This is a genomic window from Mesorhizobium sp. WSM3862 (assembly GCF_002294985.1).
Taxonomy (GTDB): Bacteria; Pseudomonadota; Alphaproteobacteria; order Rhizobiales; family Rhizobiaceae; genus Mesorhizobium.
The window spans coordinates 225309-243736 of sequence record NZ_NSGE01000004.1 but is presented as its reverse complement, the minus strand read 5'-3'; the positions used below and the strand labels follow the sequence as shown (position 1 = coordinate 243736).

Below are 18428 nucleotides of genomic sequence, written 5' to 3'. Positions count from 1 at the left end.
AAGCCGGGTGTTGACTTTCCGCCCGGCTTCATTTTTTGCAACTGTGATTCTTCACGCCGATTCCGGCAGGCGTTATTGTTGTGATTCGCGGTCCGGGGACAGTTGGACCGGGGACGCATTCAGGGCGGTCTTGCATTCAAGCGGCGAAGAGGACCAAGACATGCCGGGGGATAACCCGCCACGCGCGGGAAAGGCCGTTTCCGGCGGCCACGAGGATTCGATCACGACCGGCTCCGCCGCGGCGGGCGGAGCTCTCCCATGGCGCGCCGGCGCCCGTCTCGGCACGCTTCTTGCCGCCGCCACGTCTGCTGCCCCATTGCTTAGCGTTGCGGCGCACGCCGATACAGGCGTGGCCGCGGCGGTCAGCACGGTCGAAGTGATGCAACTTGCCATGTTTGCCGGCGTCATGGGGGCAGCCCTTGTCTCGGCCATCTTCCTGATCCGCGAGCGGGCACGGACGGCGTCGCAAAATGTCCAGCTCAGGGCGCGAATCGCCGACGTCAACGCGGCCCTGCAGCGCTCCGAGGCGCTGCTCAATTTGCGCGACCAGCGCGTCGTCGTGTGGAGTTCGGAGATCAAGAAACCGGAGCTGATCGGCAGCCTGCCGCTCGAAAGCGGCGCACCGGACGAGCGGTCCGCCTTCCTCGCTTTCGGCCGCTGGCTGATGCCGCGCTCCGCCGCGGCGCTCGAGAACGCCATAGCGGCGCTGCGCGACCAGGCGAAGACTTTCGACCTCGTCATCGAAACGCAGGCGGGCATGCCGCTGGAGGTGCATGGCCGCAAGAGCGCCGCGCATGTCCTGGTCCGCTTCATATCGCTGTCCGAAACGCTGCGCAGCCAGGCCCGGCTGAAGATCGAGAACCAGCGGCTCAGCGCCGACTACGATACCATGCTCGGCCTGCTCGACGCGCTGAAGATGCCGACATGGCTGCGGGCGGCCGACGGTCGGCTGAAATGGGTCAACCGCGCCTATGCCGAGGCTGTCGAAGCGGGAAGCGCGGAGGCCGCCGTGCGCGAGGCCAAGGAGTTCCTCGGCGGACAGGCGCGCGAGCAGATTGCCGAACAGCACAAGTCGCGCCCCGTCTTCGAGCAGACATTGTCGACGGTGATCGAGGGTGATCGCCACATGTTTTCGGTCACCGACTTTGCCAGCGCCGACGGCTCGGCGGGGCTCGCCTGCGACATCAGCGCGATCGAGACGATCCGCGCCGAATATGAGCGCACCGTGCGCAGCCATGCCGACACGCTCGACCAGCTCAACACGGCGGTGGCGATCTTCGATACCGACGAAAACCTGCGCTTTTTCAACCAGGCATTCCAGAAACTGTGGGGCCTGGACGGCGGCTTCCTGCACAGTGCCCCCTCCAACGCGCTGCTGCTCGACCGGCTGCGCAGCGAAGGCAAGATCGCCGAACAGCCGGAATGGCGGCGCTGGAAGGAGAACCTGCTCGGCGCCTATCGCGCCGTCGAATCGCAGGAGCATTGGTGGCACCTGCCGGACGGCAAGACGATCCGCGTGGTGGCCAACCCGCAGCCCAAGGGCGGCGTCACCTGGGTGTTCGAGAATCTGACCGAGAAGATGGACCTCGAAAGCCGCTACCAGACCGCCGTGCGTGTGCAGGGCGAGACGCTGGACAATCTGGCGGAGGGCGTGGCGGTGTTCGGCCCGGACGGACGGCTGCGCCTGTCCAACCCCGCCTTTATCGCGCTGTGGGGGCTGGCGCCGGACGCGATCAAGGCTAACGTGCATGTCTCGGCGATCCGCGATCTTTGCGACCAACGCGCGGCAGACAGTCCGTGGGGCGGCTTCGTCGCCGCCATCACCGGCTTCGACGACGAACGCCGCGACCGCCACGGCCAGGCCGAACTCGTCAACGGCACGGTGCTGAGCTATGCCGTGATCCACCTGCCCAACGGGCAAGTGATGATGACCTTTGTCGACGTCACCGACACCGTCAATGTCGAGCGGGCGCTGAAGGACAGGAACGAGGCGCTGGAGAAGTCAGACCAGTTGAAGAACGAGTTCGTGCAGCACGTCTCCTACGAACTGCGCTCGCCGCTGACCAACATCATCGGCTTCACCGAACTGCTGTCGCTGCCGACGACGGGACCGCTGACGCCGAAGCAGCGCGAATATGTCGAGCATGTCGGCTCGTCGTCCTCGGTGCTGCTCACCATCGTCAACGACATACTGGATCTTGCGACGGTCGATGCCGGCATCATGCAGCTCGACATTTCCGAGATGAGCATCGACAGGACGATCGCCGCGGCCGCCGAGCTGGTCGCCGATCGGCTGGAGGAGCATCAGATCAAGCTCAAGGTCGACGCTGCATCGGCGCCGAAGAGCTTCCACGGCGACGAGATCCGGGTCCGCCAGATCCTCTACAATCTCTTGAGCAATGCCGCGAATTATGCCCCAGCGGCGAGCACGATCACGCTCACTTGCCGTCAAATGGCCGACGGCGTCGAATTTTCGGTGCATGACGACGGGCCGGGCATGCCGCCGGACGTGCTGGAATCGGTCTTCCGACGCTTCGAGCCGCGCGCCAATGGCGGCCGCCGACGCGGCGCCGGGTTGGGGCTGTCGATCGTCAAGAGCTTCGTCGAATTGCATGGCGGAACGGTGCGCATCGAGACCGGCGCGGACAAGGGCACGACCGTGATCTGCACCTTCCCGGAGACGCCCTCCGGCGGCATCCGCGAAGCGGCCGAGTAACGCGCTTTGGCAGAAATGGTGTTGAGACGTTTTCTCGCCGACGAGGCGGCGACCGCAAGGCTTGGCGAAGACCTTGCCATGGCGCTGCGGGCTGGCGACGCGATTGCGCTGAAAGGCGATCTCGGCGCCGGCAAGTCGACGCTGGCCCGCGCGCTTATCCGGGCGCTTGCCGACGACGCCGGCCTCGAAGTGCCGAGCCCGACCTTCACGCTGGTGCAGAGCTACGAGACGCGGATACCCGTGCACCATTTCGACCTCTACCGCCTATCCTCGCCGGACGAGCTCGACGAGCTCGGCCTCGACGACGCGCTGGCGCAGGGCGCGGCACTGATCGAATGGCCGGACCGAGCCGGCGACCAGCTGCCGGCAAATGCGCTCCAGGTCGAGCTTATCGAGCAGGGCGCGGGCCGGTCGGCAAGGATCTCCGGACAGGGAGCCGCCTTCGAGCGCGCGGCGCGCTCGCTGGCGATGCGTGATTTCCTGGCCTCGGCCGGCTGGGGCGAAGCGAGCCGCCGTCATTTCGTCGGCGACGCGTCCGCCCGTTCCTACGAGATCGCCTCGCTTCCCGGCCGGGCGCCGCGGGTGCTGATGAACTCGCCGCGCCTGGTGCTCGGACCGCCGGTGCGGGACGGCAAGCCTTACGCCGTGATCGCTCACACCGCACAATCGGTCACCGCCTTCGTCGCCATCGACCGCGCACTTCTCGCCGCCGGCGTCAGCGTGCCGCTTACCCATGCGCAGGATCTCGACCAGGGCTTTCTGCTGCTCGAACATCTCGGCTCGGAAGGATTTTTGGGCGGCGACGGCCAGCCGATCGTCGAGCGCTATGAGGCAGCGGCGGAGCTGCTCGCCATGATGCATGGCAAGGCCTGGCCCGACCGCATGGAGGCCGCGCCGGGCGTGTACCACGACGTTCCGCCCTTTGACCGCGAGGCGATGCTGATCGAAGCGGACCTTCTGGTCGATTGGTATGTGCCGATGGTCACCGGCGAGCCGGCAAGCGATGCATTGCGGGCAGGCTACCACAAGGCATGGAACGCGGTGCTCGACCGGCTCGAGGGCCAGGAATACACGCTGATGCTGCGCGACTTCCATTCGCCCAACATCATCTGGCGGGCAGAGCGTTCCGGCCTCGATCGGCTCGGCATCATCGACGTGCAGGACGCGCTGATTGGCCCGGCGGCTTACGACGTCGCCTCTTTGGCCATGGATGCGCGTGTCACCGTCTCGACCGAGATCGAGCGGCGGACGGTCGAAGTCTATGTCGCAGCGCGGCGTTCGGCCGGCGCCTTCGACGAAGCCGGCTTCGCCGAGGCCTATGCGATCATGGCGGCGCAGCGCAATTCGAAGATCCTCGGCATCTTCGTGCGGCTCGAAAAGCGCGACGGCAAGCCCTACTATCTGAAGCACCTGCCGCGCATCCGCGACTATCTGAGGCGGGCGCTGGCGCATCCGGCGCTTGCCGGCCTGAAGGAATTTTACATGGCCCACGGCCTGCTCGAGGAGCGCTCGCCATGAAGCCGAAGACCGCGATGGTGCTTGCGGCCGGTCTCGGCAAGCGCATGCGGCCGATCACCGACACGATGCCGAAGCCGCTGGTGACGATCGCCGGCAAGACCTTGCTCGACTGGGGGTTGGACAGCCTGGAAGCCGCCGGCGTCGCCAGCGCCGTCGTCAACGTTCACTACCTGCCGGAGCAGATCATCGCCCATGTCGCCGGGCGCCGGGCGCCGAAGATCGACATTTCCGACGAGCGCGCGGGCCTGCTGGACTCGGCCGGCGGCATCGTCAAGGCGCTGCCGTTCCTGGGGGGCGAGCCTTTCTACATCATCAATGCCGATACGTTCTGGATCGACAGCGGCGAGCCCAGCCTCGAGCGCCTCGCCCTTGCATGGGACGCCGCCAGAATGGATATTCTGCTGATGCTCACCGATCTCGACTCAGCGATCGGACACTGCGTCGGCACCGACTTCCTCGTGGCGCCGGACGGCGCGCTGCGCCGGTCCAAAGGCGACCCTGCCGGCTTGATCTATGCCGGTGCCGCGATCATCGATCCGCGCATCTTCAAGGATGCGCCCGAAGGCCCGCATTCGATCAACGCCTATTTCGACAAGGCAATCGCCGCCGGCCGCCTGTTCGGCATGAAGATGAGAGGCCGCTGGATCACCGTCGGGACGCCGGACGCCATTCCGGCGGCCGAAGCGGCGGTCACCGGCGCGCCCGCGACCGCATCGGCCCAAAAATCGGGTGCGATTTTTGGAAAGCACGATGCGTAGACTCAAAGAGTTAGATCGTCGTTTGTGCGCCCAAACGGGCGCACAAAGATCTAATGCGGTATGAGCGGCTCGCGCCGCGTCTTTTCCATCCCGTCCGGAGCGCCGTTCCTGCCGACGCTGGCGGAGGCGTTGCTCGAAGGCCGCCTGATCCCAACCTTCCGCTTCGACGGCGAGCCGCTGGCGCTGGCCGATGCGACCATCTATGTGCCGACGCGGCGCGCGGCGCGCGCCCTGCGCGGCGCCTTCGTCGACATGCTCGGCAGACGCTCGGCCATCTTGCCGACGGTGCGGCCGCTCGGCGAGTTCGACGAGGACGAGGCCGCCTTTGATGCCGAGGCGGCACCGGCAATAGACCTCGCACCGCCGATCGCCGCGCAGGAAAGGCTGCTGTTGCTGGCGCCGCTGGTGCGCGCCTGGAAGGAAAGCCTGCCGGCGCATGTCAAGGCTCGCTTCAACGAGGAGTTCGTCGTCCCGACCTCGGCCGCCGACGCCATTTGGCTTTCGCGCGACCTTGCCCGGCTGATGGACGAGATCGACACCGAGGGGACGGATTGGGCGAAGCTCGCCACGCTGGTCACCGGCAACCTTGCGGGCTGGTGGCAGGTGACGCTCGATTTCCTCGGCATCGTCACCGACAACTGGCCGGAGTTGCTCAAAGAGCGTGACCGCTCTAATCCGGCCGCGCACCGCAGCGCGCTGATCCGGCTGGAAGCGGCGCGGCTGAAGCGCAGTCCGCCGACCGGACCGGTGATCGCCGCCGGTTCGACCGGCTCCATTCCAGCCACGGCCGAGTTGCTTGCCGTGATCGCCGGCTTGCCGAACGGCGCCGTCGTGCTGCCCGGGCTCGACCGTGAGCTCGACGACGCGTCCTTCGCGGCGATAACCGCGCCCGGCGCGCGGCCGGCAACACTTGGTCACCCACAATACGGCCTCGCCAAGCTGATCGGCAGCATTGGCATTGAGCGCCGCGATGTCGAGGAGATCGGCGCTGCGTCAAGACCGCTTGCATTACGCGCCGCCCTTGTCGGCGAGGCGCTGCGGCCGGCCGAGACCACCGAGCTTTGGACGGAGTCGCGGCCGCGTTTCCCGGTCAGCGATGTCGAGCAGGCGCTGGCCGGCGTGACGCTGGTCGAGGCTGCCAATGAGCGCGACGAGGCGGCAGCGATTGCCATTGCGCTAAAGCGCGCAGTGGAAATGCCGGACAAGCGCGCGGCACTCGTCACCGGCGACCGCGCCCTGGCGCGACGCGTCTCGGCCGAGCTGCTACGCTTCGGCGTCGTCGCTGACGATTCCGGAGGCACGCCGCTAGCCAACACGCCGGCCGCCAGCCTGCTCAGACTGGCGGTAGGCGCAGCATTCCGGCCAGGCGATCCGGTGGGTCTATTGTCGCTGCTCAAGCATCCGTTGCTTGGCCTCGGTCTCGAACGCCAGAGCGTGCGCAAGGCTGCCGAGCTGATCGAGCTGGTGGCGCTGCGCGGCGGCACCGGCCGGCCGGACGTCGCTTCCCTCGACGCGCTTTTCGAGACGCGGCTCGCGGGCCTTGGCGGCGACAGCCGTCAGCCCTTCTGGTTCCAGCGCCTCACGGTACGCGGCATCGAACAGGCGCGGGGCGTGCTCAATCGCCTCACCGATGCGCTATCCCCGCTCACGGCGATGCGCGGCGAGAAGGATGCCGATATCGCGACATTGACGCGGGCGAGCGTCGTGGCGCTGGAAGGTCTCGGCCGCGCGGCCGATGGCAGCCTGACCGGCCTCTACGCCGGCGACGCCGGCGAGAAGCTGGCCGATCTGCTGCGCGGGCTCGTTGCCGCGTCATCGCCGTTTAAGTTCGATGCGGGCGAATGGCCCGACGTGATGGAGGCGCTGATCGCGCCGGAAACGGTCAAGCCGGCGCAAGGCACCGACCGCAACATCGCCATCTGGGGCGCGCTGGAAGCTCGCCTGCAAAGCGTCGACACGCTGGTCATCGGCGGCCTCAATGAAGGGGTCTGGCCGCGCAAGCCCGAGAGCGACCGGTTCATGTCGCGGCTGATGAAGACCGGCATCGATCTCGAGCCGCCGGAGCGGCGCATCGGCCTTGCCGCGCATGATTTCCAGATTGCGATGGGTACTGAAACGGTGGTGCTGACCCGCTCGGCCCGATCCGGCGACGCGCCGGCAGTGCCGTCGCGCTGGCTGCAGCGCATCCTCACCTTCATCGGCAAGGACCAGGCGACGGCAGTTCGCCGGCGCGGCGACGCGCTGCTTGCCTGGGCGCGCGCGCTCGATGCCGGCGACAGGAAGGACTTCGCGTCCCGCCCACAGCCGAAGCCGCCGCTGCACCTGCGGCCACAGCATTTCTCGGTCACCGAGATCGAGACGCTGCGCCGCGACCCCTATGCGATCTATGCCAGGCGGATTCTCGGCCTGATGCCGCTCGACCCGGTGATCCGCGACCCCGGTGCTGCCGAACGCGGCACGCTGTTCCACGAAATCCTGCATTTGTTTTCGCGAAGGGTGGAAGATCCGAGGGCGCCGGGCGCGCTGGCAGCCCTCATCGAGGCCGGTCGCGCGTGCTTTGCCGACGCGGCACTTCCGCCCGATATCGAGGCGGTGTGGTGGCCGCGCTTCGAAAAGCTCGCGGAAAACATCATCGAATGGGAGCATACCCGCGCCGACGCCGTCGCCCGGCGCTATGCCGAGGAACGCGCCGAAAAGACCGTTGTCGGCCGCACCGGCATCACGCTTTCGGGCTATGCCGACCGGGTCGACCTTCTCGCCGGCGGCATGGCCGACATCCTCGACTACAAGACCGGTTCCTCGCCTTCGAAGGCGCAGGCGCATACGCTTCTGTCGCCGCAGCTGGCACTCGAGGGCGCGCTTCTTCGACGGGGCGCCTTCAAGGAGCTCGGCATCTGCGAGCCCTCGCAGCTTGCCTTCGTGCGGCTGAAGCCGAACGGCGAGGTGTTCGAGGAATCGATCCTCGAATACAACCGCAAGCCGAAGACCGCCAACGAGCTTGCCGAGGAAGCGTGGGCGCGGCTGGAAAGGCTGCTCTTCCACTATGCTGACCCGACCACCGGCTATCTGTCACGCGCGCTGCCGTTCCGCGAAGGCGAGGCCGATGGCGACTACGACCATCTGGCGCGCGTGCTGGAATGGTCGGCCGGCGGCGCAAGCGAGGACGAGGCGGAAGGATGAGATATCCGATCCCCTCCGACACCGCCGCCAGCCAGGCGCGCGCTTCCGATCCGCAAAATTCCGCCTGGGTCTCGGCCAATGCCGGCTCGGGCAAGACCCATGTGCTGGCGCAACGCGTCATCCGGCTTCTGCTCAACGGCACCGATCCGTCGAAGATCCTGTGCCTGACCTACACGCGCGCCGCCGCCGCCAACATGTCGAACCGCGTGTTCTCGACGTTGTCGGAGTGGACGGCGCTTCCAGACGCCGAGCTTGCGACACGGATCGCGGAGCTCGACGGGCGGGCGGCCGACCGCGATACGATGCGGCGCGCGCGCCGATTGTTTGCCGAGGCGCTGGAAACGCCGGGTGGCCTGAAAATTCAGACCATCCACGCCTTCTGCGAATCGGTGCTGCATCAGTTCCCGCTGGAAGCCAACATCCCGGCGCATTTCGACATGCTCGATCCGCAGATGGAGGCCTCGCTTTTCGCGGATGCGCGCCGCGACATGATTTCGGGTGCCGGCGCCGGTGTCGAAGGCCTGGCGGAAGCCTTTGCCACGCTGCTGGAGCGCGGCGGCGAATTCGGGCTCGACATGCTGCTCTCCGAGATCGTCGGCAAGCGCGACGAACTGCGCGCCTTTATCGAAAAGCTGGGCAGGGACCGGGAATTCCGGCTGCTGTTCGCCGAATTCGGCTTCAAACCCGGACAGACGGCAGCCGGCATTGCCGCTTCGGTCTGGCCGCTGCCGGGCTTTGGGCCGAGCCAGTTCGCTGAATTCGCGCGCGCCGCCGAAGCCGCCGACGCGCGGCAAGTGCTGAACAACGTGCTGCCCTATGCGCAGACCGCTTTTGCCGAAGCCGATCCGATCAGGCGACTGCGACTGCTCGCCAAGGCATTTCTGCGCTCCGATGGCGACCCTTACGATCCACCGAAGATCTTCAAGAAAGCGCTGGTCGACAGGCTGCCCGACCTGCCCGAGCGCTATCTCGCGGCGGCCAAGGCGATCCTCGATGTATCGGACCGGCTGGCGCTGTTCCGCATGCTCGAAGGCACGGCCGCCGCGCTCACCGTCGCCGGTTGGCTGATCGCCCGCTACGAGCAGTTGAAGCGAAGCCGCGGTTTCCTCGACTTCAACGATTTGATCACCCGCACGGTCAGCCTGCTGTCGCGGCCCGATGCCGGGCCGTGGGTGCAGTTCAAGCTCGACCAGGGCATCGACCATATCCTGCTCGACGAGGCGCAGGACACCAGTCCCGACCAGTGGGAAGTGGTGAAGAAGCTGACGGAAGAATTCTTCGCCGGGCTCGGCCAGCGCGAGACGGTGCGGCGCACCGTGTTCGCCGTAGGCGACGAGAAACAGTCGATCTACTCCTTTCAAGGCGCAGCGCCCGATTCCTTTGCCGAAAGCCGGCTTTTGTTTGCCGGGCGGGTGCGCGACGCGGAGGCTTCGTTTGCCGACCTGAAGCTCACCTGGTCGTTCCGCTCGAGCGACGACGTGCTCGCCGCCGTCGACCGCGTCTTCGCCGAACCAGGCGTGCGGCGCGGCATCAGCCACGATCCCGATCCGCTCAGCCACAAGGCGATCCGCACCGATGCGCCGGGCTATGTCGAGGTGTGGCCCTCGATCGGCGCCGAAATGGTCGAAGAGCCCGACGACTGGACCTTGCCGGTCAACCACGCCAGCGCGCCCGCCGTGCGCGTGGCCGAACATGTGGCAACGACGATCCAGAACTGGCTGCGCCACGGCGAGGCCATCGAAGGCAAGGGCCGCAAGCTGACCGCCGGCGACATCCTGGTGCTGGTGCGCAAGCGCGATAGCTTCGTGCACGCGCTGTCGCGCAGCCTCAAGAACCGGCAGATCCCGGTCGCCGGCGCCGACAGGCTGAGCCTTCCCGGCCATATCGCCGTGCAGGACCTGATCGCGCTCGGCCATTTTTTGATTCAGCCGGAGGACGACCTGTCCCTGGCCGCCGTGCTGCGCAGCCCGATCTTCGAGGTTTCCGAGGAGACGTTGCTCACGCTCGCCGGCGAGCGGCCAAAGGGCCAGTCGCTGATCGCATCACTCCGGCAGCATGCCGGCGGAGACGAGGCCTTGGCTGCCGTTGTTAGCCGGCTCGATGGCTGGGCGACTGAGGTGGCGTTCAAGCCGGTCTTCGAATTCTATGCCGCCGCGCTTTCGCGTGACGGCCTGCGCCGCAAGATGACGGCCCGGCTCGGGCCGGAAGCCGGCGACATCCTCGACGAGTTCCTGAGTTTCTGCCTGGCTGAGGAACGTATCGGCCTGCCGGGGCTGGAATCCTTCCTCTCGACGCTGGAAAACAGCGGGCCGGAGATCAAGCGCGAGATGGACCAGACCCGCAACGAGGTGCGCGTCATGACCGTGCACGCCGCCAAGGGCCTGGAGGCGCCGGTCGTCTTCCTGGTCGACGGCGGCTCGGCGCCGTTCAGCGACCAGCACCTGCCGCGGCTGATGGCCTTCGAAAGCTCGGGCGCTGATTGGAAGGGCAAGGGCTATCTCTGGCGCTCGGCGAGTGATGTCGCCAACGGCGTTTCGAAAGCGGCCTCGGCGCGGGCGCGCGAGCTTGCCGACGACGAATACCGGCGGCTGCTCTATGTCGGCATGACGCGCGCCGAGGACCGGCTGATCGTCTGCGGCTATCACGGCAAGCGCGCGCCGAGCACCGGCACCTGGCATTCGATCGTCAGCCGGGCACTGCTGGGTGCGCCGGAAAGCGCTGAACGGCGGCATCCGGCGACACCCGATGTGGCAGTACATCGCTTCCATATGACCAAGCTGCCGCCGATGGCGCTCAATCAGGCTGAGGAGACGATACCGTTCAATCATGCCGCGCCGCTGCCGGACGACCTGTTCCGGCCGCTCCCGCCCTATGAGGACTTACCGCGACCGCTCTCGCCTTCAGGCGCCTCGGCGCTGATCGACGAAGCGACGGAAAGCTTGCCCGACACGCGCTCGCCGGTGCTCGACGCGGAAACCGAACCAGGCTTTGCGGTGATGCGCGGGCTGGCACTGCACAAATTGCTGCAGATGCTGCCCGGCATCGCCGAGGACGGGAGGCGGAGCGCGGCCGAACGCTATCTGGCGCGCGCCGGCGCCGACTGGCCGGCTGAAGAGCGCGACACCGCGCTGGAAGCCGTGCTTTCCATCCTGTCCGACAGAAGCTTCGGGGCGCTGTTCTCGCCGTCCTCGCGGGCGGAAGTCGCCGTCATGGGCAGCCTGGAGGTGAAGGGCAGGCTGCGCTCGATCTCCGGCAAGATCGACCGGCTGGCCGTCACCGCGGAAACGGTCTCGATCGTCGACTACAAGACCAACCGGCCGGCGCCGGCCAGCCTGGCCGAAGTGCCGCCGGCCTATGTCCTGCAGCTTGCGCTCTACCGCGCGCTGCTTCAGCCGCTCTATCCGGGCCGCACGGTGACGGCCGCGCTGCTGTTCACCGAGGCGCCGCGCCTGATCGAGCTGCCGGCAGCGGCCATGGACGGTGCCCTTGCCCGACTCACGGGAGCGTGACACAAGAACTGCTTGAACATCGCCACCACAGCCACCACATTTGGTGCAACCCGAGTTTTCGAAAGGATTTCAGCATGGCCACCATCAAGGTCGACAAGGGCAATTTCCAGGCCGATGTGCTCAATGCCAAGGAGCCGGTCGTGGTGGATTTCTGGGCCGAGTGGTGCGGTCCGTGCAAGATGATCGCCCCGGCGTTGGAAGACATCGCCAAGGAGCTCGGCTCGAAGGTGAAGGTCGCCAAGCTCAACATCGACGAGAATCCCGAGTTGGCCGCCCAGTACGGCGTGCGCTCGATCCCGACGCTGATGATCTTCAAGGGTGGCGAAGTGGCCGACATGAAGGTGGGTGCGGCACCGAAGACCGCACTGTCGCACTGGATCAATGGCAGCCTCGCCTGAGCCAATCCGAATATTAGAGAGATCGAGCCCGGCCATTGCGCCGGGCTTTTTCTTGGCGCCATCGCTGACGGCACTCTGGCCCTGACGCTTCGGGCGGCCATCTCCTTTCCTTAAGAAAAGGAGCCCCACATGACCGGAACAGCCAAGGCCACAGTTCACGTCGACAATGAGCGCGTGATCGTCACCGAATACCGCTTCGCCCCGGGCGCCAACACCGGCTGGCACCGCCATGGCCACGACTATGTCGTCGTGCCGCTGATGGACGGCAAGGTGAAGCTGGTGACCAACGACGGCGAATCCTTCGCAGAGATGAAGCAAGGCGCGCCCTACTTCCGCCGGGAAGGCGTCGAGCACGACGTCATCAACGCCAATGACGGCGAATATGCCTTCATCGAGATCGAGCTGAAATAACCTTCGAGGCAGGCGCCGCTACCAATCGGCGACGCGATCGCCGCCGATGAATTGCGCGCTTTTGGCCGTGTATTCGAACAGCTCGATCTTCACGCCGTTGGGGTCTTTGATCCAGGCCTGCCAGGTGCCGTCGCAAGCGAGCTTCTTCGCCGTGACCTCGACCCCTTGCGACCGGATATGGGTGATCGCGGCGTCCATGTCTTCCACCTCCAGGCAGAAGTGGTTGATCTGGTTCGCCTCGCTGTAGCGGGCTTCGGCCTTCTCGAACACCTCGACATGGCTGCGGCCGCCGCAATCGAGATAGAAACCGAAGATCTTGCCGTCGCGCAGGAAGTTGAACTGCGTGTCCATGCCGAGCACATCCCGGTAGAAGCCGCGCGTCGCCTCAAGGTCATGCGCGAAGATGCAGACATGGGCCAGCTGGTTCACCTTGATCACGATTGCTCCTCGCGACTGCCTCGGCGCTATCAGGTCGGCGGCGTGCCGTTCTCGTCCAGCACAGCGCCGGCGAAATAGAGCGAGCCGCCGATGAGGATGCGCGGCGCCGGACCGTCCCAGCTGTCGCGCAACAGCATCAGCGCATCGGCGACGGAGTTGACCGGCTCGGCCGACAGGCCGGCCTCGGTGGCGCGCAGCGCGAGCTCGTCATTCGGCACGCCGGCATCGCTCTTGCTCACCGGCACCGTGTAGACGTGACGGGCCAGTCCCTTGAAAGCGCTGAAGTAGCCGGTCTGGTCCTTAGTGTTGATCATGCCGGAGATGAGGATCAGCGGGCGCGGGTTCTTTTCCTCCTGCTCGGCCAGCGCTTCGGCGATGACGACGCCGGCGCCCGGATTGTGACCGCCGTCGAGCCAGATCTCGGCGCCCTTTGGGGCAAGCTCAACCAGCCTGCCCTGCGTCAGCTTCTGCATCCGGGCCGGCCAGGCGGCACTGGTCATCGCTTTTTCGGCAGCGCGATGGCTGATCTCGAAGCCGGCGGCCTTGACCGCGGCGATCGCCGCGGCGGCATTGGCGAACTGATGCCGACCGGGCAGGCGCGGCAGCGGCAGGTCCATCAGACCGTCCTCGTCCTGATAGACCATGCGGCCGTTCTCCTCGAAGGCCAGGAAATCCTGACCGTAGACGACAGTCGGGCAATCCAGCCGCTCGGCGGTCTCGATCAGCACCTCCAGCGCGGTCTCGCTTTCCTGCGCGCCGATCACCACCGGGCAGCCGCGCTTCATGATGCCGGCCTTTTCGGCCGCGATCAGCTCAACGCGGTCGCCGAGATAGGCTTCGTGATCCATCGACACCGGCATGATCACCGAAACGGCAGGCCGGGAAATGACATTGGTGGCATCGAAGCGGCCGCCGAGCCCGACCTCGATGATCGCCGCCTCGGCCGGATGCTCGGAAAACAGGATGAAGGTGACGGCGGTGAGGATCTCGAAAACGGTGATCTTCTGGCCCTGATTGGCCTTGGCGACGCGCGCGATGGCCTCGGCAAAGACATCGTCGTCGACCAGCTTGCCGCCGCCCTCGGCGGCCAGCCGGTAGCGCTCGTGCCAGTTTACCAGATGCGGCGAGGTGTGCACGTGGACGAGATGACCGGCCGCCTCCAGCAGCGCCCGCGAGAAGGCGGCGCAAGAGCCCTTGCCGTTGGTGCCGGCGATGTGGATGACCGGCGGCAGCCGGTCCTGCGGGTTGCCGAGACGCTCGAGCAGGCGGGCGATGCGGTCCAGCGAAAGGTCGAAACCTTTCGGATGGAGCGTCATCAGATGTTCGATTTCACGAGCGGCGGCGAGCGTTGTCATGGCGGAATCCTAGAGCATTTGCGGCGAAAGAACAGGATCGCCTTCAATGCTTTTCGTTCGTGTGCAATTCCGGACGCAAAACCGCTGCGCACTCTTGCTGGAATTGCTCTGGCGCATGAGCCCGAAAACCGGGATCGGTTTTGGAAAGGGATCATGCGCAAACAGCTACTGCGCAGCGCAGCTGGCGCAATCGCGGTGGGCGGCAAACGATGTCGCGTCAGGCCTGCGGCCGGGATTCGGCGTTGACGACCGCCGGCGGCAGGATCTCAGGCTCCAATGGCGTCTCGGCCACTGGGGTCTTGAGCAGCATCTTCAACAGTCGTGCGATGGTCGAGCGCATCTCCAGACGCGAGACCACCATGTCGACCATGCCGTGTTCCATCAGATATTCGGCGCGCTGGAAGCCATCGGGGAGTTTCTCGCGGATCGTCTGCTCGATGACGCGCGGCCCGGCGAAGCCGATCAGCGCGCCGGGCTCGGCGATGTGAACGTCGCCCAGCATGGCATAGGACGCGGTCACGCCGCCGGTGGTAGGGTTGGTCAGCACGACGATATAGGGCAGACCGGCTTCCTTCAGCCGGTCGACGCCTACCGTGGTGCGCGGCAATTGCATCAGCGAGAGGATGCCTTCCTGCATGCGGGCGCCGCCCGAGGCGGCGAACAGGATCAGCGGCCGCCTGCGCTGCAAAGCGACCTCGAAGGCATGGACGATGGCTTCGCCCGCGGCCATGCCGAGCGAGCCGCCCATGAAGGCGAAATCCTGCACGGTAACCACCACCGGCAGGCCTTCGATGGTGCCGACTGCGTTAAGAATCGCGTCCTCGAGGCTTGTCTTGGCCTTCGCCTCTTTCAGCCGATCGGTGTAGCGCTTCTCATCGCGGAACTTCAGCGGATCCTGCACGACCTTGGGGTTTTCCAGCGTCTCGTATCTGCCGTCGTCGAAGAAGTATTTCAGCCGCTCCTTGGCCGAGATCTTCATATGGTGGCCGGAAGACGGGATGACGAACTGGTTGGATTCGAGGTCCTTGTGGAAGATCATCTCGCCGGTCTCGGGATCCTTGATCCAGAGATTTTCCGGCATGTCGGTGCGCCGTCCGAGCATCGAATTGATCTTCGGTCGAACGTAGTTGGTGATCCAGTTCATCGCTTCGGCTCCTGTCCCGACGAAGAGACGTCCAGCAATTCCAGGAAAAGTGTGTGGCGGTTTTCCGTCCGGAATTGCGTAAAAACAAATAATCAGACTATTCGGCGGCAGCAAGGCGGGCCGAGCGGACGCCCTGGGCAAGCCCGCTGACCAGCGTGGCGACCGCTTCGGCCGGATCGGCGGTCTTCTCGCCCTTGGGCCCGAGCACATTGGCGACCGCGTTGACAATCGCCGTGCCGACGACGACGCCGTCCGCGGAGGCGCCGATGGTACGCGCCTGCTCCGCTGTCTTGACGCCAAAACCGACGCAGACGGGCAGCGCGGTGTGACCCTTGATCCGTTTGACCGCCGCCGACACCTTGGCAGTGTCGGCCAAGGCCGAGCCGGTGATGCCCGTCATCGATACGTAGTAGACGAAGCCGGAGGTGTTCTCGAGCACCTTCGGCAGGCGCTTGTCGTCGGTGGTCGGCGTCGCCAGGCGGATGAAATTGATGCCCGCCTTCAGCGCCGGAACGCAGAGCTCCTCGTCCATTTCCGGCGGCAGGTCGACAACGATCAGGCCGTCGATGCCGCTCGCCTTGGCGTCGGCCAGGAAGCGATCGACACCGTAAACGTAGATCGGGTTGTAGTAGCCCATCAGCACGATCGGCGTTTCGTCGTCGCCGGCGCGGAATTCGGACGCCATCTTCAGCGTCTTGACCAGCGTCTGACCGCCTTTCAGCGCCCTGAGACCCGCCGCCTGAATGGCCGGGCCGTCGGCCATCGGATCGGAGAAAGGCATGCCGAGCTCGATGACATCGCTGCCGGCGCCGGGAAGCGCCTTCATGATAGCGAGCGAAGTGTCGTAATCCGGATCGCCGCCCATGAAGTAGGTGACGAAAGCCGGACGGCCCTCGGATTTGAGCTTCGCCATGCGGCGGTCGATGCGGGTCGTCATTGTCAGATCTCCATGCCCAGCATCTTGGCCACCGTGTGCACGTCCTTGTCGCCGCGGCCGGACAGGTTGACGATGACGATCTGGTCCGTGTCCATTTTCGGTACGATCTTCATCGCATGCGCGATGGCGTGCGCCGATTCCAGCGCCGGGATGATGCCTTCGACGCGGGTCGTCAGTTGGAAGGCCTCCAGCGCCTCCTCGTCGAGGATCGGCTCATATTCGACGCGGCCCGAATCGCGCAGCCAGGCATGCTCGGGCCCGACGCCCGGATAATCGAGACCGGCCGAGATCGAATGGCCGTCGAGAATCTGGCCGTCCGCATTCTGCAAGAGATAGGTGCGGTTGCCGTGCAGCACGCCCGGCGCGCCGGCATTCATCGAGGCGCAGTGCTCGACGCCGTCGAGGCCGCGACCGCCGGCCTCGATGCCGATGATGCGCACATCCTTGTCGTCGAGGAAGGGGTGGAACAGGCCGATAGCGTTGGAGCCGCCGCCGACGGCGGCGATGATGACGTCGGGCAGCCGGCCCTCCTGCTCCAGCATCTGGGCGCGTGCTTCCGTGCCGATCACCGACTGGAAGTCGCGCACCAGCTCCGGATAGGGATGCGGGCCGGCGGCGGTGCCGATCAGATAATAGGTGTCCTCGACATTGGTGACCCAGTCACGCAGCGCCTCGTTCATCGCGTCCTTCAGCGTGCCGTGGCCGGCGGTGACCGGGCGAACCTCGGCGCCGAGCAGCTTCATGCGAAAGACGTTCGGGCTCTGGCGGGCGACGTCGGTTGCACCCATGTAAACCACGCAGGGATAGCCGAAGCGCGCAGCGACCGTGGCGGAAGCGACACCATGCTGGCCGGCACCGGTCTCGGCAATGATGCGCTTCTTGCCCATGCGCTTGGCGAGCAGGATCTGGCCGAGGCAATTGTTGATCTTGTGCGAGCCGGTGTGGTTCAGGTCCTCGCGCTTGAAATAGACCTTGGCGCCGCCCCCGAGGCCCTTCGCCGAGGAAACCTCCCGAAGATACCTTGTCAGGCCCTCGGCGAAATAGAGCTTCGACGGTCTACCGGCATAATGGGTCGAAAGGTTCTCCAGCTCCGCCTTGAACTCCGGATCATTCTTGGCCTTGTTCCACTGCTCTTCGAGATCGAGGATCAGCGGCATCAGCGTCTCGGCGACGAAGCGGCCGCCGAAAATGCCGAACATGCCCTGCTCGTCGGGCCCGGTGCGGAAGGAATTGGGCATAGCCGGCCTGTTCATCGCCGATCTCCTGAGTCTTTGCTTCTGAGCACGTCCTTATCGGAAAACCGGTTCCCACTTTTCCGGGACATGCTCGGGTTTGAAAACTTCCTCAGGCGGCGCGGTCGTCGCGCGCGGCCCTGACGGCCCGGAAAAACTGCTCGATCAGCGCCGGATCCTTGACGCCCGGAGCGCTCTCCACGCCGGAGGAGATGTCTATCCCGGGCGGATTGGCCAGTCTGAGGGCATCGCCGACATTGGCGGCGTTGAGCCCTCCGGAAAGCATGTAATCGAGGCCGGCGTCAAGGCCGGCAAGGATGCGCCAGTCGAAGGCGACGCCGTTGCCGCCCGGCAATTGCGATCCCTGGGGCGGCTTGGCGTCGAACATGACGCGGTCGGCAACGCCGACATAGGGCTTTATCCGCTCGAGATCCGCGGCTTCGCTGACCGACAGCACCTTCATCACCGGCAGGCCGTAGCGGGTCTTGAGCTCGGCCACCTGCACCGGCGTTTCGGAACCATGCAGTTGCAGCATATCCGGCTGCATCCTCGCGACAATCTCGTCGAGAAGGGCATCATCCGCATCCACGGTGACGGCAACCGCCTTGGCCTTGCCGATGGCCGCCTGGCGCAGACGGCCGGCCTCGGCCGGATGGACGAAGCGCGGGCTTTTGGCAAAGAAGATGAAGCCGACATGGCTGGCCCCGCCAGCGAGCGCGGCGGCCATCGCGGCGTCGGTCTTCAATCCGCAGATCTTGATGTCGAGCGTCATGGCGCGGGATTGGCACGAAAAGCCGCAAGAGTCGAGAAAAAGCATGCCGTTGCCGGGCCG

The 18428-nt window shown here is 65.8% G+C and carries 13 protein-coding genes; 7 read left to right on the top strand and 6 right to left on the bottom strand.

The genetic code is table 11. The annotated features are described in order from the left end of the window. Positions 1-160: 160 nt before the first annotated feature. The 7 genes from CK224_RS13555 (at position 161) to CK224_RS13525 (ending at position 12490) form a co-directional block, all read left to right on the top strand. A complete protein-coding gene (locus CK224_RS13555) occupies positions 161-2716 on the top strand; it encodes a PAS domain-containing sensor histidine kinase (RefSeq protein ID WP_095782123.1) in 2556 nt (851 codons plus the stop codon). A gap of 15 nt (positions 2717-2731) precedes the next feature. Beyond that, entirely contained in the window at positions 2732-4234 is a 1503-nt protein-coding gene (tsaE, locus tag CK224_RS13550) for a tRNA (adenosine(37)-N6)-threonylcarbamoyltransferase complex ATPase subunit type 1 TsaE (protein WP_245425926.1), read from the top strand. Next, complete coding sequence (locus CK224_RS13545) at positions 4231-4992, top strand: nucleotidyltransferase family protein (RefSeq protein WP_095782121.1); 762 nt, start codon at positions 4231-4233, stop codon at positions 4990-4992. Before tsaE ends, CK224_RS13545 begins: the two co-directional genes overlap by 4 nt. Before the next feature lie 60 nt (positions 4993-5052). After that, complete coding sequence (addB, locus tag CK224_RS13540; RefSeq protein ID WP_095782120.1) at positions 5053-8172, top strand: double-strand break repair protein AddB; 3120 nt, start codon at positions 5053-5055, stop codon at positions 8170-8172. Then, entirely contained in the window at positions 8169-11681 is a 3513-nt protein-coding gene (gene addA / locus CK224_RS13535; RefSeq protein ID WP_095782119.1) for a double-strand break repair helicase AddA, read from the top strand. The genes addB and addA overlap by 4 nt, the downstream gene beginning before the upstream one ends. 74 nt (positions 11682-11755) lie before the next feature. Next, the gene (trxA, locus tag CK224_RS13530) at positions 11756-12079 is read left to right on the top strand and encodes a thioredoxin (RefSeq protein ID WP_095782118.1); all 324 of its coding nucleotides are present in this window, start codon (positions 11756-11758) and stop codon (positions 12077-12079) included. Positions 12080-12208: 129 nt separating this feature from the next. Then, entirely contained in the window at positions 12209-12490 is a 282-nt protein-coding gene (locus CK224_RS13525) for a cupin domain-containing protein (RefSeq protein WP_095776877.1), read from the top strand. An 18-nt stretch (positions 12491-12508) separates the two neighbouring features. On the opposite strand, the gene CK224_RS13520 is transcribed toward CK224_RS13525, so the two are convergent. The 6 genes from CK224_RS13520 to CK224_RS13495 all read right to left on the bottom strand — a co-directional run bounded on the left by CK224_RS13520 (position 12509) and on the right by CK224_RS13495 (position 18368). Then, positions 12509-12928, bottom strand: coding sequence for a VOC family protein (locus tag CK224_RS13520; RefSeq protein ID WP_095782117.1), 420 nt, complete (start codon positions 12926-12928; stop codon positions 12509-12511). A gap of 29 nt (positions 12929-12957) precedes the next feature. Further along, positions 12958-14283 (bottom strand): folylpolyglutamate synthase/dihydrofolate synthase family protein, encoded by a 1326-nt coding sequence (locus CK224_RS13515; protein ID WP_095782116.1) that lies wholly within the window; start codon positions 14281-14283, stop codon positions 12958-12960. Between the two features lie 217 nt (positions 14284-14500). After that, positions 14501-15427, bottom strand: coding sequence for an acetyl-CoA carboxylase, carboxyltransferase subunit beta (gene accD / locus CK224_RS13510; protein ID WP_067002939.1), 927 nt, complete (start codon positions 15425-15427; stop codon positions 14501-14503). A gap of 97 nt (positions 15428-15524) precedes the next feature. Then, entirely contained in the window at positions 15525-16364 is an 840-nt protein-coding gene (gene trpA, locus CK224_RS13505) for a tryptophan synthase subunit alpha (RefSeq protein WP_095782115.1), read from the bottom strand. Positions 16365-16366: 2 nt separating this feature from the next. Next, entirely contained in the window at positions 16367-17617 is a 1251-nt protein-coding gene (gene trpB, locus CK224_RS13500) for a tryptophan synthase subunit beta (protein ID WP_095782114.1), read from the bottom strand. 91 nt (positions 17618-17708) lie between these two features. After that, the gene (locus CK224_RS13495) at positions 17709-18368 is read right to left on the bottom strand and encodes a phosphoribosylanthranilate isomerase (protein ID WP_095782368.1); all 660 of its coding nucleotides are present in this window, start codon (positions 18366-18368) and stop codon (positions 17709-17711) included. Between the last annotated feature and the right edge of the window lie 60 nt (positions 18369-18428).

Excerpts from the sequence above, each read along its gene's own strand:
- CK224_RS13555 (WP_095782123.1), top strand. The coding sequence starts at position 161 with ATGCCGGGGGATAACCCGCCACGCGCGGGAAAGGCCGTTTCCGGCGGC.
- tsaE (WP_245425926.1), top strand. The coding sequence starts at position 2,732 with ATGGTGTTGAGACGTTTTCTCGCCGACGAGGCGGCGACCGCAAGGCTT.
- CK224_RS13545 (WP_095782121.1), top strand. The coding sequence starts at position 4,231 with ATGAAGCCGAAGACCGCGATGGTGCTTGCGGCCGGTCTCGGCAAGCGC.
- addB (WP_095782120.1), top strand. The coding sequence starts at position 5,053 with ATGAGCGGCTCGCGCCGCGTCTTTTCCATCCCGTCCGGAGCGCCGTTC.
- addA (WP_095782119.1), top strand. The coding sequence starts at position 8,169 with ATGAGATATCCGATCCCCTCCGACACCGCCGCCAGCCAGGCGCGCGCT.
- trxA (WP_095782118.1), top strand. The coding sequence starts at position 11,756 with ATGGCCACCATCAAGGTCGACAAGGGCAATTTCCAGGCCGATGTGCTC.
- CK224_RS13525 (WP_095776877.1), top strand. The coding sequence starts at position 12,209 with ATGACCGGAACAGCCAAGGCCACAGTTCACGTCGACAATGAGCGCGTG.
- CK224_RS13515 (WP_095782116.1), bottom strand. The coding sequence starts at position 14,283 with ATGACAACGCTCGCCGCCGCTCGTGAAATCGAACATCTGATGACGCTC.
- accD (WP_067002939.1), bottom strand. The coding sequence starts at position 15,427 with ATGAACTGGATCACCAACTACGTTCGACCGAAGATCAATTCGATGCTC.
- trpA (WP_095782115.1), bottom strand. The coding sequence starts at position 16,364 with ATGACGACCCGCATCGACCGCCGCATGGCGAAGCTCAAATCCGAGGGC.
- trpB (WP_095782114.1), bottom strand. The coding sequence starts at position 17,617 with ATGAACAGGCCGGCTATGCCCAATTCCTTCCGCACCGGGCCCGACGAG.
- CK224_RS13495 (WP_095782368.1), bottom strand. The coding sequence starts at position 18,368 with ATGACGCTCGACATCAAGATCTGCGGATTGAAGACCGACGCCGCGATG.